At 49.0% G+C, this 14381-nt stretch carries 14 protein-coding genes and 1 riboswitch; of the genes, 13 read left to right on the forward strand and 1 reads right to left on the reverse strand.

Annotation, left to right across the window (positions count from 1 at the left end):
• Nucleotides 1-156 precede the first annotated feature (156 nt).
• The 3 genes from galE (at nt 157) to GPK83_RS13375 (ending at nt 2913) form a co-directional block, all read left to right on the forward strand.
• The gene (galE, locus tag GPK83_RS13365; protein ID WP_015554230.1) at nt 157-1173 is read left to right on the forward strand and encodes a UDP-glucose 4-epimerase GalE; all 1017 of its coding nucleotides are present in this window, start codon (nt 157-159) and stop codon (nt 1171-1173) included.
• 411 nt (nt 1174-1584) lie between these two features.
• Entirely contained in the window at nt 1585-2037 is a 453-nt protein-coding gene (locus GPK83_RS13370; RefSeq protein WP_117469623.1) for an NUDIX hydrolase, read from the forward strand.
• A gap of 69 nt (nt 2038-2106) precedes the next feature.
• Complete coding sequence (locus GPK83_RS13375) at nt 2107-2913, forward strand: amidohydrolase family protein (protein ID WP_117514674.1); 807 nt, start codon at nt 2107-2109, stop codon at nt 2911-2913.
• A 17-nt stretch (nt 2914-2930) separates the two neighbouring features.
• Here the strand turns inward: GPK83_RS13375 and GPK83_RS13380 are convergent, their stop codons facing one another.
• Nucleotides 2931-3782 carry a YihY/virulence factor BrkB family protein gene (locus GPK83_RS13380; RefSeq protein ID WP_117504033.1) on the reverse strand — a complete coding sequence of 284 codons (852 nt, stop codon included), beginning with the start codon at nt 3780-3782 and terminating at the stop codon, nt 2931-2933.
• Between the two features lie 490 nt (nt 3783-4272).
• Between GPK83_RS13380 and GPK83_RS13385 the strand changes: the two genes are divergently transcribed.
• From GPK83_RS13385 to GPK83_RS13430, 10 genes are all read left to right on the forward strand, one after another.
• A complete protein-coding gene (locus GPK83_RS13385) occupies nt 4273-4911 on the forward strand; it encodes a single-stranded DNA-binding protein (protein WP_015554233.1) in 639 nt (212 codons plus the stop codon).
• A 142-nt stretch (nt 4912-5053) separates the two neighbouring features.
• Nucleotides 5054-5560 (forward strand): cob(I)yrinic acid a,c-diamide adenosyltransferase, encoded by a 507-nt coding sequence (locus GPK83_RS13390; RefSeq protein WP_015554234.1) that lies wholly within the window; start codon nt 5054-5056, stop codon nt 5558-5560.
• Nucleotides 5561-5571: 11 nt separating this feature from the next.
• A riboswitch (Lysine riboswitch) is annotated at nt 5572-5753 on the forward strand.
• Nucleotides 5754-5883: 130 nt separating this feature from the next.
• Nucleotides 5884-6768, forward strand: coding sequence for a 4-hydroxy-tetrahydrodipicolinate synthase (dapA, locus tag GPK83_RS13395; protein WP_015554235.1), 885 nt, complete (start codon nt 5884-5886; stop codon nt 6766-6768).
• Between the two features lie 20 nt (nt 6769-6788).
• On the forward strand, nt 6789-7541 hold the full coding sequence (dapB, locus tag GPK83_RS13400) for a 4-hydroxy-tetrahydrodipicolinate reductase (RefSeq protein ID WP_015554236.1): 753 nt from the start codon (nt 6789-6791) through the stop codon (nt 7539-7541).
• An 84-nt stretch (nt 7542-7625) separates the two neighbouring features.
• Nucleotides 7626-7961 (forward strand): hypothetical protein, encoded by a 336-nt coding sequence (locus GPK83_RS13405; protein WP_015554237.1) that lies wholly within the window; start codon nt 7626-7628, stop codon nt 7959-7961.
• Between the two features lie 345 nt (nt 7962-8306).
• Nucleotides 8307-8618: a hypothetical protein gene (locus GPK83_RS13410; RefSeq protein ID WP_117469440.1), complete on the forward strand. Its 312-nt coding sequence runs from the start codon at nt 8307-8309 to the stop codon at nt 8616-8618.
• Between the two features lie 105 nt (nt 8619-8723).
• Entirely contained in the window at nt 8724-10163 is a 1440-nt protein-coding gene (purF, locus tag GPK83_RS13415) for an amidophosphoribosyltransferase (RefSeq protein WP_117469441.1), read from the forward strand.
• 100 nt (nt 10164-10263) lie between these two features.
• Entirely contained in the window at nt 10264-11694 is a 1431-nt protein-coding gene (gene purB, locus GPK83_RS13420) for an adenylosuccinate lyase (protein WP_015554240.1), read from the forward strand.
• Nucleotides 11694-12599, forward strand: a complete 906-nt coding sequence (locus GPK83_RS13425; RefSeq protein WP_144364716.1) for a LysR family transcriptional regulator — start codon at nt 11694-11696, stop codon at nt 12597-12599. Before purB ends, GPK83_RS13425 begins: the two co-directional genes overlap by 1 nt.
• A 360-nt stretch (nt 12600-12959) precedes the next feature.
• The gene (locus GPK83_RS13430) at nt 12960-14240 is read left to right on the forward strand and encodes an adenylosuccinate synthase (protein ID WP_117483220.1); all 1281 of its coding nucleotides are present in this window, start codon (nt 12960-12962) and stop codon (nt 14238-14240) included.
• The last annotated feature ends 141 nt before the right edge of the window (nt 14241-14381 follow it).

Consider the following 14381-nt stretch of genomic DNA (forward strand, 5'->3'; position numbering starts at 1 on the left):
TACTGTAAAAAAAAGAAATCTGTATTGAATAAAAGAAAAATGATATTTTCTTTTATTACGGGCAGTGTTAAAATGATAACGAGGACAGGATCCGGGGAAAAGGATCCGAAATAATAACCGTATCTCAGAACGGCAAAATTCATGGGAGGGTTCATCATGAGAATTTTAGTAACCGGCGGCGCAGGATATATCGGAAGCCATACATGCCTGGCACTTCTGGAACAGGGACATGAGGTCGTTGTCTTTGATAATCTTTACAATGCGTCGGAAGAAGCATTAAACCGTGTAAAGAAGCTCACAGGAAAGGATCTGACATTCTACAAGGCAGATATGCTGGATCGTGACGCGATGGAAAAGATCTTTGATGCGGAGAAGATCGACGCAGTGATCCACTTTGCTGGATTAAAGGCTGTTGGCGAATCAGTCGCAAAGCCGTGGGAATACTACCACAACAATATTACCGGTACATTGATCCTTCTCGATGTGATGAGAAAACATGGCGTGAAGAAGATCATCTTCAGCTCCTCCGCTACCGTTTACGGAGATCCGGCTTTCGTTCCGATCACAGAGGAGTGCCCAAAAGGACAGTGCACAAACCCATACGGACAGACAAAGAGTATGCTGGAGCAGATCCTTACCGATATGCAGAAGGCAGATCCGGAGTGGAATGTGATCCTGCTCCGTTACTTCAATCCGGTGGGAGCTCATGAGAGCGGTCTGATCGGAGAGGATCCGGAAGGAATCCCGAACAACCTGACACCGTACATCACCCAGGTTGCCATCGGAAAGTTGAAAGAGGTGGGTGTATTCGGAAATGATTACGATACACCGGACGGAACGGGTGTCCGCGACTATATCCATGTGATGGATCTTGCGGAAGGCCATGTAAAGGCATTAAAGAAATTTGATGATAAGCCGGCGGTATATATCTATAATCTCGGAACAGGTCACGGATACAGCGTTCTTGACGTGATCCACGCTTTTTCCAAGGCGGTTGGAAAAGAGATCCCGTATGTGATCAAACCGCGCCGTGCAGGCGATATCGCGACATGCTATTCTGATGCTACAAAGGCAAAGGTGGAGCTTGGCTGGGAGGCAAAGAGAAACCTCGACGATATGTGCCGTGACGCATGGAACTGGCAGTCCAAGAATCCGAATGGTTATCGTTCATAAAAAATGAATGACTGAACTTTGGTCATAGACAGGAAACTCCGGCGGATGTATGGTCTGCCGGAGTTTTTCTGTTTCGGCGTAAGGTGTGGACCGCAGTGAAATATATGATCAGCCTTCTGAAGATACATTATGGTTACTTTTCATGGGTAGGAATTTTCTGAACTGAAAATTCCGTACAATACAGTGGTGGTAGTGGATTTTGCCGATTCGGAATGCGAAGCATCGGCAAAATCCTGTTACAGTGCGCGGGCATGGAGTGCCCGTGTACTGTAACACATTATGGAAATTTCTGCGAGTGAAAACGTGGTTGCAAACACGGATAAAAAGAAGTATACTAAACTCAGTAAAAAACACACCTGCGGAATCTGCTTTCGGGCGGAATCCCTTGAATGCCTGTCAGGAGGAATTGCAATGATAGAAGCAACGAGCTGCGGCGGTGTGGTTATATTTCGCGGCAAGATCCTGGTTCTCTATAAGAACTACAGAAACAAGTACGAAGGCTGGGTCTTACCGAAAGGAACTGTGGAAGCAGGAGAAGAGTTTAAAGAAACGGCTCTCAGAGAGGTGAAGGAGGAGACCGGGGTCCAGGCCCAGATCATTAAGTACATCGGAAAGAGCCAGTATTCATTTAACACGCCGCAGGATACGGTGGAAAAGGAAGTCCACTGGTATTTAATGATGGCGGACAGTTATTACAGTAAACCACAGCGCGAAGAATACTTCGTAGATTCCGGATATTACAAATATTATGAGGCGTACCACCTTCTGAAATTCTCAAATGAGAAGCAGATTCTGGAGAAAGCCTATCACGAATATCTGGATCTGAAACGGTGTAATCTGTGGGGCAGCAAGAAATACTTCTAGGCCCCGTAAACGGAGGAAAACCCCTTAAAACAGGGGTTTTTCCTGTATATTGACTTAAGGAGCGAGACTATGAAGATCATCGACGCACATCTTCACTTTGTGCCGGAAAATCCCTACTTTCAGGAGATCGCGGTGCGGGCGGAACATAAAAATACAGAGGAAGACTTAAGGGCGGTCTATCAGAAATACAATATTGAGGGAGGAGTCGTCATGGGAAACCGGGGCGTGGATCCGGTGGATCATTCCTACCCGGAGTTCCTAAGGTACTGTGTGGGGATCGACCGGGATTTTCTCGTGAGCGAGGACAAAAAGAAGAGCCTGGACCAGGTGGAGGAGAACTTAAAGCGGGATACCTGTGTCGGAATCAAACTCTATCCCGGATACAACAAGATGTATGTGACGGATGAGGTGTACGAGCCGCTCTATGATCTCGCAAAGGCGTACAAAAAGCCTGTGGCGATCCACATGGGCCAGACAGCTGGTTCCCGCGCCTACTTAAAATACAGTCATCCGCTGACCTTGGACGAGGCGGCAGTCCGTCATCCGGATGTAAACTTTGTCATGTGCCATTTCGGCAATCCGTGGCTCCTGGACGCGGCGGCTGTCGTGGAGAAAAATGAGAACGTGATGACGGATCTCTCCGGCCTTCTGGAGGGGAAGATCGATTTCCCGAAGCTTTTAGAGCAGCAGAGAGGATATTTTGATGCCTTAAAGACCTGGATCTCCTACTGCAGCCAGTATGAAAAGTTCATGTTCGGAACAGACTGGCCGTTAGCCAACTACGGAGACTACATCGAAGTCGTAAAATGGCTGATTCCTGAGGAGAAGTGGGGGAAGGTCTTTTATGAAAATGCGAAAAGAATCTACGGATTATAAGAAAATGGACTGCCTGATCAGGGCAGTCCGTTTTCTTTTATCGACATGATCTTTTCTTTATAAAACAGCAAAAACCAGTTGATCTCCGCCCCCACAAACAGGATGCAGATCGAGACATAAAGCCACAGCATAAAAAGGATCACCGCAGTCAAACTTCCGTACGTGACAGCGTATGTGCCGAAATACCGGAAGTAAACGGAAAATGCCAGGGAAGTGAGTGCCCATCCGGCGGCGGAAAACATGGCTCCCGGGATCTGGCCGCAGATCGAGAGCCTCCGGTGCGGAAGTGCCGTGTAGATGGCGGTGAAAAAGATCATCAGCATGATAAACATCACAAGTCCGCGTCCCAGGGAGATCATCCCGGAGAGATAAGACAGGGCCGGGAACCATTTTAACAGCATCTCCTGCAGGAAGCTTCCGAATACGAGGAGCGCAAGGCTCGTCACACACATCAGGGAGAATGCCAGGGTATAAACGCTGCAGAGGGCCCTGCGAAGGATATAATTTCGCGGCGATGTGACGCCGAATACCCGGTTTAAGCCCTTTTCGATCCCGAGCATTCCCTTTGCCGCGGACCAGACCGCCGCAAGAGCAGTCACAGAGATCAGCGCTGCCGGGGAATCGGAGTGCAGGCTGTCCAGGAGATAGATCAAAAGCCCCTGGAACCGGCCCGGGATCGCAGGCAGCAGAAAACGCAGAAGATCTGCCTCATGGATCATGGGGGCCACCTGGATCAGGGCCAGAAGCACCATAAAAAACGGGAACGCCGCCATGATGATGAAAAATGAGGCCTGTGCGGCATAAACGGACATTTCGTCCATGGAATATTTCAAATAGACCTGTCGTCCGAAGAGTAGCAGGCGAAGCATAAGATCCTGACCTTTCCATAACCGCGAAGGAGGTATCCTGTCGGTCATGCCCTTTCTTTCTATATCAGAGAGGTCAAAAGACTTTTTGACCTCAACATCATAAAATATTAACATGAAGAGAGAAAAATAACAAGAGTGGTAAAAAAACAGCATGCGGCAGAATCCACTGCCACGTTACTGTTCACGCTTTGCGCAAACAGTAACTGATTTTGCCGATGCTTCGCATTCCGAATCGGCAAAATCCACTACCACCACTGTATTGTACGGAATTTTCAGTTCAGAAAATTCCTACCCGTGTACAGTAACACTGTCACCACTGTATTGAGAAAAAATAGAAGATCATGCCGAAATACCGAAAAAATCCGGGATTTCCGTCGATAAAAACCTGAAAAGACATGACACAAAACCGTTCTAATTTCCGTTCTAATTACATACAGATATACGGTAAAAGCCGTATAGCGGAAAAAACAATCAAAAAGGAGAAAATACTATGACAGAAAAAGGAATGGAAAACAACAAAGTAACCGTAATTGGAACGATCGTTTCAGGATTCACATTCAGCCATGCCGTGTTTGGGGAGGGCTTTTATCTTGTGGATCTTCTCGTGAACCGTTTGAGTGAGCAGGCGGACATTATTCCGCTTATGATATCAGAGCGTCTGATCGATGTGACGAAGGATTACCAGGGCTGCACCATGGAGGCCTCCGGTCAGTTCCGGTCCTACAACCGCCACGAGGGGACGAAGAACCGTCTGGTATTGTCCGTGTTTGTCAGAGAGGTCCGCTTTATGGAGGAGTTCACGGACTACACGAAAACGAACCAGATCTTTCTGGACGGATATATCTGTAAAGAACCGGTCTACCGGAAGACGCCATTAGGAAGGGAGATCGCAGACCTTTTAGTAGCAGTGAACCGCCCGTATGGCAAGTCAGACTATATCCCATGCATCGCCTGGGGCCGCAATGCCAGATACGCCTCAGGATTTGGCGTCGGAACAAGGATCCTCATCTGGGGCCGTGTCCAGAGCAGGGAGTACACGAAAAAGGTCAGCGAGACGGAGTGCGAGAAGCGTGTGGCCTATGAAGTCTCCGTCAGTAAGCTTGAATGTGCGGATCATGCGGAGTCGTAGAAATACATATTAAAGACATCAGGGAGGGCAACTTTGACAGACAGGCAAATCTCTTGCAAACAGGATAGAGATGTGATAATATAGCATAATAGAAGCCTTAAAAAGCTTCAGCTAACGGTATACACAAAGTGAGGGAATGATCATGGCAAGTGACAGAGTCCGTGTGATCTGCGGACCGGGATACGGAAAATCCGCATCGGCATTGGGATACGCGATGATGGGCGTTTTCCGCGGAAAAAGGGTCATTATGGTACAGTTCTTGAAAGGTATGCTGGGAGAAGGAGCGGCAGACGTCCTGAAGCGTCTCGAGCCGGATCTCAAATTCTTCCGTTTTGAGCACTCCAAAGAGCGGTTTGAGGACCTTCCGGAAGATCAGAAGCACGAGGAACTGATGAACATGCGAAACGGCTTCAATTTCGCAAGAAAGGTGATGACGACCGGTGAGTGCGATGTCCTGATCCTGGATGAGATTCTTGGAATCGTGGATCAGGGAATTATCTCGAAGGAAGAATTCCAGAGTTTTCTTGAGTCAAGAGATGAGGAGACTGAGCTGGTCATGACCGGGCGCGTGTGTCCGGAAGGTATTGAAGAATATGTAACCGATATTTCACGGATGGAAAACATTGACGTTGACAATCATCAGGAATGATGATACCATAAATGATAAGTAGAGGTTGCGCCTGACATGAGTAGACCGGCAGATAATGGGAAATGGCTGCCGGAGAAAAGGGGATGGCGCCGAAGAGACAGGAAGTGAATCCCTAAGGCTCCCGTTTCTGGGCATGCGGCGAAGAACCGTATGACTGTCATCTTTAGAAAAAAGATGGAGGGCTGCTTAATCTGAAAGATCCGGGAGCTGACATCTTATTTGATTTCAGCTCCTTTTTTTGTGAAACAGGATTCTTTGTTCCGCAAAAGAGCGCAATCTATCTTAGACATTTAATTTTTACATAATAAAGAGGAGGACGCATGATGGCTATTTTTGAAGGAGCCGGCGTAGCACTTGTAACGCCATTTAAGGAAAATGGAACGGTAAATTATGAAGTACTGGAAAGCCTGATCGAGGAACAGATTGCGGCTGGAACAGACTGTATCGTAGCAATGGGAACAACAGGCGAGTCCGCGACAACATCTGAGGAGGAGCACATTCAGGTGATCCGCTTCGTATGTGAGGTCGTAAACGGAAGAATCCCGGTGGTTGCCGGAACAGGTTCCAACTGCACACAGACAGCAGTTGAGCTTTCTGTTGAGGCCGAAGAGGCAGGAGCAGACGGCGTTCTCTTAGTTTCCCCGTACTATAATAAAGCGACCCAGAACGGTTTAAAGGCCCACTTCACAAAGATCGCCAACTCCATCAAGATCCCGGCGATCCTCTACAACGTACCGAGCCGTACAGGCGTGAATATCGCACCGGAGACCATCGTTGATCTCTGCAGGCATGTGGAGAATATTGTGGGTGTCAAGGAAGCGAGTGGAAATTTCTCCGCAGCAGCAAAGATTCTTCAGCTCTCCGGCGGATATGTGGATGTATACTCCGGAAACGATGACCAGGTCGTTCCGATGTTGGCTCTCGGCGGAAAGGGCGTGATCTCCGTTCTCTCCAACGTGGCTCCGAAGCAGACTCATGACATGTGCGCAGAGTTCTTCAAGGGCAATATCGAGGCCAGCAGACGCATTCAGTTAAAGGCAATGCCGCTGATCGAGGCCCTGTTCTCCGAAGTAAATCCGATTCCGGTAAAAGCTGCGCTTAACTTAATGGGCAAGAACGTAGGCGAGCCGAGACTTCCGCTTACAGTGATGGAGCCGCAGCACCAGGAAGTATTAAAGAAAGCAATGCAGGATTTCGGTATCCTGTAATAAAATACGAGGAGAAAAACATGATCAGAGCAATTATGAATGGCTGCCACGGCGTGATGGGTCATGTGATCACGGACATTATTTCCAAGGATGACGCGATCGAGATCGTTGCAGGCGTGGATATGAACACAGAAAACTATGCCGGATACCCGGTATTTAAGTCCCTCGACGAATGCCCGGAGGCAGATGTCATCATCGATTTTTCCACCGCAAAGGCGGTTGACGGACTGTTGGACTACTGCGAGACGAAGAAGGTTCCTGTGGTTTTATGCACCACAGGACTTTCCGAGGACCAGTTAAACCATGTGAAAGAGGCGAGCAAGGTGGACGCAGTCCTTCGCTCCGCAAATATGTCCATCGGAATCAACCTTCTCATGAAGACATTGAAAGAGGTCGCTCCGGTCCTTGCGGCAGCAGGATTTGACATCGAGATCTTAGAGAAGCACCACAACCGCAAGATCGACGCCCCGAGTGGAACCGCCATCGCCCTTGCTGATGCCATCAATGAGAGCCTCGACAACAGCTATCATTATAAATATGACCGTTCCTCCGAGCGTGTCGCAAGAGATCCAAAGGAGATCGGAATCCAGGCAATGCGCGGCGGCACCATCGTCGGTGAGCATGATATTATGTTCGCGGGCCGCGACGAGGTCATCACCTTCACACACACCGCTTATTCCCGCGAGATCTTCGCAAAGGGAGCTGTGGAGGCTGCAAAATTCCTCGCAGGAAAGCCGGCAGGACTTTACGATATGGCTGATGTGGTCGGTTGATAGAGGTTAAAGTTTTATACATTTTTTTCCAAAATACTTCTCCTTTCTATGGCACATAATAGCCGTAGAAAGGAGATTATTTTTATGGGAAAAATCAGATGGATCAGAGCATGCGCGCTTCTCATTATGACCGCGGCAATCATCACAGCCTGCGGAAGAGGGAACGGAAATAATATGACCACAGCCCCGGATACGGGGAGCGCGGGAGCGGGAACCACAATGGAGAGACAGACAAACGGCACAAACCAGAGCACGAACGCGCCGTCCCAGACAGCCGGGGAGAGTGGCGGTGTGCTCCGGGATATGGTGGATGACGTGGGTGACGGCATCCACAACCTGACGGACGATGTCACCGGCATGTCAGGAACTACTGCGGCGGGAGCGAACGGCACTGCTGGGGAGACCACCAAGGCAAACTAAATATCCGGACCGGAATCCAGGACTGCCGGGGAATGAAACTCAACACGGCAGAAAGAGCCGGAAAGACAGGACAGCGGGGAAATGATCTGTAGGACGGGTATGAAGATCATTTCCCTGTTTCTTTTGCATCGTGATTTTGCCGATGCTTCGCACTCCAAATCACCAAAATCCACTGCTATCACTGTATTGTACGGAATTTTCAGTTTAGAAAATTCCTACCCGTCACAGCAACTAAAATGTAACGATAACAAGTTTTCCTGTTGTGAAAATATGCGAAAACAGATATAATAAGAGTACATCTTGAAAAAACTTATCAAAAGTCGTGGAAAAGTATCAGCCTGAATTTTGAAAGGAGTGAACGCCATCCGCTATCTGTACCATCCATACCATCCGTGGAGACACGGGTACCGAAGGGAAAAGATAAGAAGAGCTGCTGTAAAGACAGCGAGGATCCTTTTACTGCTGGAACTCCTCTGGCTCGCGTATTCCTGTGCGTGCTCCAGGATGACAGAGAAGACATACCTGGTGCCGGATATTGAAACAGGGATTCCAGATGGGACCGCCTCTGAGACGGAGGGGGAAATTTATGGTATAGGGATCGAAAAAGGGGCCGGAAATTTGTTCTGGTTTCACAAAGAAGTCCACAGGACTCCTTGAGAGAGGAACTTCTTCTTGATTTTCCATAGGGTATGTATTATAATTTCTACTGAAACACTGCTGTTTTATCGCAAAAACTTATAAATCAGAGGATGAAAAGCATTTATGGAGAAATCACTTACTTTAGACTGGGGAACAGACGAGCTGCATGAGGAGTGCGGCGTTTTCGGAATGTACGATCTGGACGGAAATGATGTTGCATCAACCATTTATTACGGATTGTTCGCCTTACAGCACCGCGGACAGGAGAGCTGCGGAATCGCGGTGAGCGATACATACGGACCGAAAGGTGTTGTCAATGCCTGTAAGGGGATGGGACTCTGCAACGAAGTATTCACGTCAGAGAAGCTGGAAAAATTAAAGGGAAACATCGGTGTCGGCCATGTCCGGTATTCGACTGCCGGAAGCAGCACCATCGAGAATACACAGCCGCTCGTTTTAAATTATGTGAAGGGAACGCTGGCACTGGCACACAACGGAAACCTTGTCAATGCGCCGGAGCTTCGCAGAGAACTCGCTTACGACGGAGCGATTTTCCAGACCACGATCGACTCTGAGGTCATCGCCTACCACATCGCGAGAGAGCGCTGTAAGGTGGGAACCGCTGAGGAAGCCGTGGCAAACGCTATGAAGAAGATCAAGGGCGCCTATTCCCTTGTGATCAGCAGCCCGAGAAAACTCATCGGTGCCCGCGATCCGCAGGGATTCAAGCCGCTCTGTATCGGAAAGCGTGATAATGCCTATATCCTGACCTCCGAGACATGCGCGCTTGACACGATCGGTGCTACCTTCGTCCGCGATGTGCTTCCGGGCGAGATCGTGACGATCAATAAGGATGGAATCAAGTCCAATCTCATGATGCATGACCCGAAAAAAGAGGCGAGATGTATTTTTGAATATATTTACTTTGCAAGACCGGACAGCGTCTTTGACGGCGTCGGAGTTTACCACTCCAGAATCTACGCAGGTCGCTGCCTCGCAAAGGATTCACCGGTAGACGCGGACATCGTTGTGGGTGTTCCGGAGTCCGGAAATGCAGCAGCCCTTGGATATTCCATGGAATCCGGCATCCCTTACGCGATGGCCTTTGTAAAGAACTCCTATGTGGGAAGAACCTTTATTAAGCCGGGCCAGAGCAGCCGTGAGTCTGCAGTCCGTATTAAATTAAACGTATTGAAAGAGGCCGTGGAAGGAAAGCGCGTCGTTATGATCGACGACTCCATCGTCCGCGGAACCACCAGCAACCTAATCGTGGATATGCTGCGTGAGGCAGGAGCAAAGGAAGTACATATGAGAATTTCCGCACCGCCGTTCCTCTATCCGTGCTATTTCGGAACCGATATCCCGTCCAGCGAGCAGCTCATCGCCCACAAACGTACCGTGGATGAGATCTGCAAGGTGATCGGAGCAGATTCGTTAGCGTACTTAAAGATGGAGCGCTTAAGTGAAATGGCAAACGGACTTCCGATCTGTACGGCCTGCTTCTCCGGAGAGTATCCGGTGGATCCGCCGGAAGAAGACATCCGCGGAAGTTATGAAAAATAATCAGGGAAATTCAACGTTCCACAAAGCTCCGTAGTTGGCGGAGAATTCGTGAAAATATATTGAATTAGAAAAACATTGAATTAGAAAAGAGGATTTTGTCATGAACGACAGATACCAGAGCCCGCTCTCTGAGCGATATGCAAGCAGGGAAATGCAGTATATTTTCTCCCCGGAGAAGAAATTCCGCACATGGAGAAAATTATGGATCGCATTAGCCGAGACAGAAAAAGAACTCGGTCTTCCGATCACAGATGAGCAGATCGAAGAGTTAAAGGCACATGCTGAGGATATCAACTTCGAGGAGGCGAAGGCGAGAGAAAAGCTTGTCCGCCACGATGTGATGTCCCACGTATACGCTTACGGACTCCAGTGCCCGAAGGCAAAGGGAATCATCCACCTCGGTGCCACATCCTGCTACGTTGGAGACAACACCGACATCATCCTGATGACGGAGGCATTAAAGCTTGTCAGAAAAAAACTCATCAATGTGATGAAAGAGCTTTCTGATTTTGCTGATAAGTATAAAGAGCTCCCGACACTGGCATTCACACACTTCCAGCCGGCCCAGCCGACAACCGTAGGAAAGCGTGCGACCTTATGGTTACAGGAACTCTGCCTTGACCTTGAGGATCTTGACCATGTGATCGGTTCCATGAAATTACTCGGTTCCAAGGGAACTACAGGTACCCAGGCAAGCTTCTTAGAGCTCTTTGATGGGGATCATGAGAAGTGCCGCGAGGCAGACAGACGGATCGCCGCAAAGATGGGATTCTCCCAGTGCTACCCGGTATCCGGTCAGACATATTCCAGAAAGATCGACAGCCGTGTGCTTTCCGTTCTTGCCGGAATCGCCCAGAGCGCCCATAAGTTCTCCAACGATATCCGTCTTCTCCAGCACTTAAAAGAAGTGGAAGAGCCGTTTGAGAAGAACCAGATCGGTTCCTCCGCTATGGCATACAAGAGAAACCCGATGAGAAGTGAGCGTATCGCGTCCTTGGCGAACTATGTGATGTCCGATATGATGAACCCGATGCTCGTTGCCTCCACCCAGTGGTTCGAGCGTACCCTGGATGACTCCGCGAACAAGCGTCTTTCCGTTCCGGAAGGATTCCTTGCGATCGACGGTATTCTGGATCTCTACTTAAATGTTGTGGATGGTCTTGTGGTATATCCGAAGGTGATCGAGAAGCACTTAATGGCCGAGCTTCCGTTTATGGCTACTGAGAACATCATGATGGATGCGGTAAAGGCCGGCGGAGACAGACAGGAACTTCACGAGCGTATCCGTGAACTTTCCATGGAAGCAGGAAAGAATGTGAAGGTAGAAGGAAAGGACAACAACCTCTTAGAGCTTATCGCGGCAGATCCGTCCTTCAATTTAAGCCTGGATGAGTTAAAGAAGACGATGGATCCGAAGAAGTACGTCGGACGCGCACCGAAGCAGGTAGATGAGTTCCTGGATGAGGTTGTCCGCCCGATTTTAAAAGAAAACGCGGATCTTCTCGGAGTGAAAGCGGAGATCAACGTATAATGGATCATGCGAGCAGCATCAGCACGGAATATTATAAAGTATTTTACTATGTAGGGCGCCTCGGCAGCATTACCGCTGCAGCAGAGGCGCTCTGCATTTCCCAGCCGGCGGCGAGTCAGGCGATCAAGCAGCTGGAAAAAGCGCTGAACACAAAGCTTTTTCTTCGGACCCAGAAGGGTGTGCGGCTCACCACAGAGGGAAAGCTTCTGTATCCATATGTGGAGCGCGGGATGGAAAACCTCATGGACGGTGAGGAGATGTTAAAACGTCTTGTGGATATGGACATGGGAGAGGTGAGGATCGGTGCCAGCGATATGACACTGCAGTTTTACCTGCTCCCGTACCTTGAGACTTTCCATGAGCGCTATCCGAATATCAAGGTCATGGTGTCAAACGCGCCGACACCGGAGACCATCGAGTCCCTGTACGAGGGAAAGATCGATTTCGGTGTGGTGAGCACGCCTTTTGATGCAAGACCGGAGGTGGAATCCTTTGAGGTGAAGAAGATCCGGAATACCTTTGTGGCTGGAAATAAGTTTTGGACATTGAAGGGAAAGAGAATGGAGTACGGGGAGCTGGAGCAACTTCCCTGCATCTTTCTGGAAAAAGATACGAGTACCAGAAAGTTTATGGACTGCTTTTTGGAACAGCGTGGGATCGTTCTGGAGCCGGAGTTTGAGCTGGCCACCAGTGACATGATCGTCCAGTTCGCGATCCGGAACATGGGGATCGGCTGCGTGATGGAAGAGTTCGCAAAGGAGAAGATCGAGAGCGGGGAGCTCTTCGAGCTCGCCTTCCGGGAGATGATGCCGGAGCGCGAGATCTGCGTCGTGACGGATAAGAAGGTGCCGATCTCCTCGGCAGGAGAGAGGTTCTTAGAGGTCTTAAGGGAACGAAAAGTATAGGATAAAATGTTTTCCGTCTGTAGTTCGTGCCCTGTATGAACCGAAGGCCATAATCGTTACAGTACACGGGCACTCCATGCCCGCGCACTGTAACAGGATTTTGCCGATGCTTCGCATTCCGAATCGGCAAAATCCGCGGTCATAACGGTATCATACGGAATTTTCAGTTCAGAAAATTCCTACCCATGAAAAGTAACTCATAATCAGCTATTATGGAGTTCATAATAAATATTGTCTTTACTTATGGATAATTTTGTTGTAAACTATGGGAGTGTCATGAGTATGACACGTACAACCGCGTAAGACGCCGGGATGCGGAACGCGCATTCCGTTTAAACGTCCAAAGGAGGATATTAGAACATGGTTAGAGCAATCGTAGGCGCCAACTGGGGCGATGAGGGAAAAGGTAAGATCACAGATATGCTTGCAAAGGAATCCGACATTATTGTCCGTTTCCAGGGCGGTAGCAACGCTGGTCACACAATTATCAACAATTACGGAAAATTTGCCCTTCATCTTCTTCCGTCAGGTGTATTCTATAATCATACAACAAGCATCATCGGAAACGGCGTGGCATTAAACATCCCGTTCCTTGTAAATGAGTTAAACGACCTGACAAGCCAGGGCGTTCCGATGCCGAAGATCCTCGTGTCCGACAGAGCACAGATCTTAATGCCGTACCACATTTTATTTGATACTTATGAGGAAGCGCGTCTGGCAGGTAAGTCTTTCGGCTCCACAAAGTCCGGAATTGCTCCGTTCTATTCTGATAAATACGCAAAGATCGGTTTTCAGGTCAACGAGTTATTCGGTGATGAGAAGGAATTGATGGATAAGATCGAAAACGTCTGCACACTGAAAAATGTGATGTTAGAGCATTTATATCATCAGCCGGCTCTTGATCCGAAGGAGATCTTCAATACACTTATGGAGTATAAGGAGATGGTCGCTCCGTATGTATGCGACACATCCAAATACCTTCGCGATGCGATCAAGGCAGGAAAGAATGTCCTTTTAGAGGGCCAGCTCGGTTCCTTAAAGGATCCGGATCACGGTATCTACCCGATGGTTACTTCTTCCTCCACACTGGCTGCATACGGCGCGATTGGCGCAGGCATCCCGCCGTACGAGATCAAGAACATCACAACAGTCGTTAAGGCTTACTCCAGCGCAGTCGGCGCAGGTGCGTTCGTCAGCGAGATCTTCGGTGAAGAGGCAGACGAGTTAAGACGCCGCGGCGGTGACGGCGGTGAGTTCGGTGCGACGACAGGCCGTCCGAGAAGAATGGGATGGTTCGATGCAGTCGCATCAAGATATGGCGTACAGATCCAGGGATCCACAGAGGTTGCCCTCACGGTTCTCGACGTTTTAGGATATCTTGACGAGCTTCATATCTGCGTAGGATATGAGATCGATGGAAAGGTAACAAAAGACTTCCCGACAACTCCGGAGCTTGAGAAAGCAAAACCGGTATACAAGACTCTTCCGGGCTGGAAATGCGAGATCCGCGGAATCAAGAACTACGAGGATCTTCCGGAGAACTGTAAGAAGTATATCGAGACCATCGAGGAGGAGATCGGAGTGCCGATCACGATGGTTTCCAATGGTCCGGGAAGAGACGAGATCATTATGAGAAAGTAATTCGAAGATGCAGGAGGCAGAAGCGGGGAAAGTTCCCTGTGGAGCAGATGTTACTTTTCATGGGTAGGAATTTTCTGAACTGAAAATTCCGTACAATACAGTGGTGGTAGTGGATTTTGCCGATTTGGAATGCGAAGCATC

Source organism: Clostridium sp. MCC328 (assembly GCF_018785465.1).
Lineage (GTDB): Bacteria > Bacillota > Clostridia > Lachnospirales > Lachnospiraceae > Pilosibacter > Pilosibacter fragilis.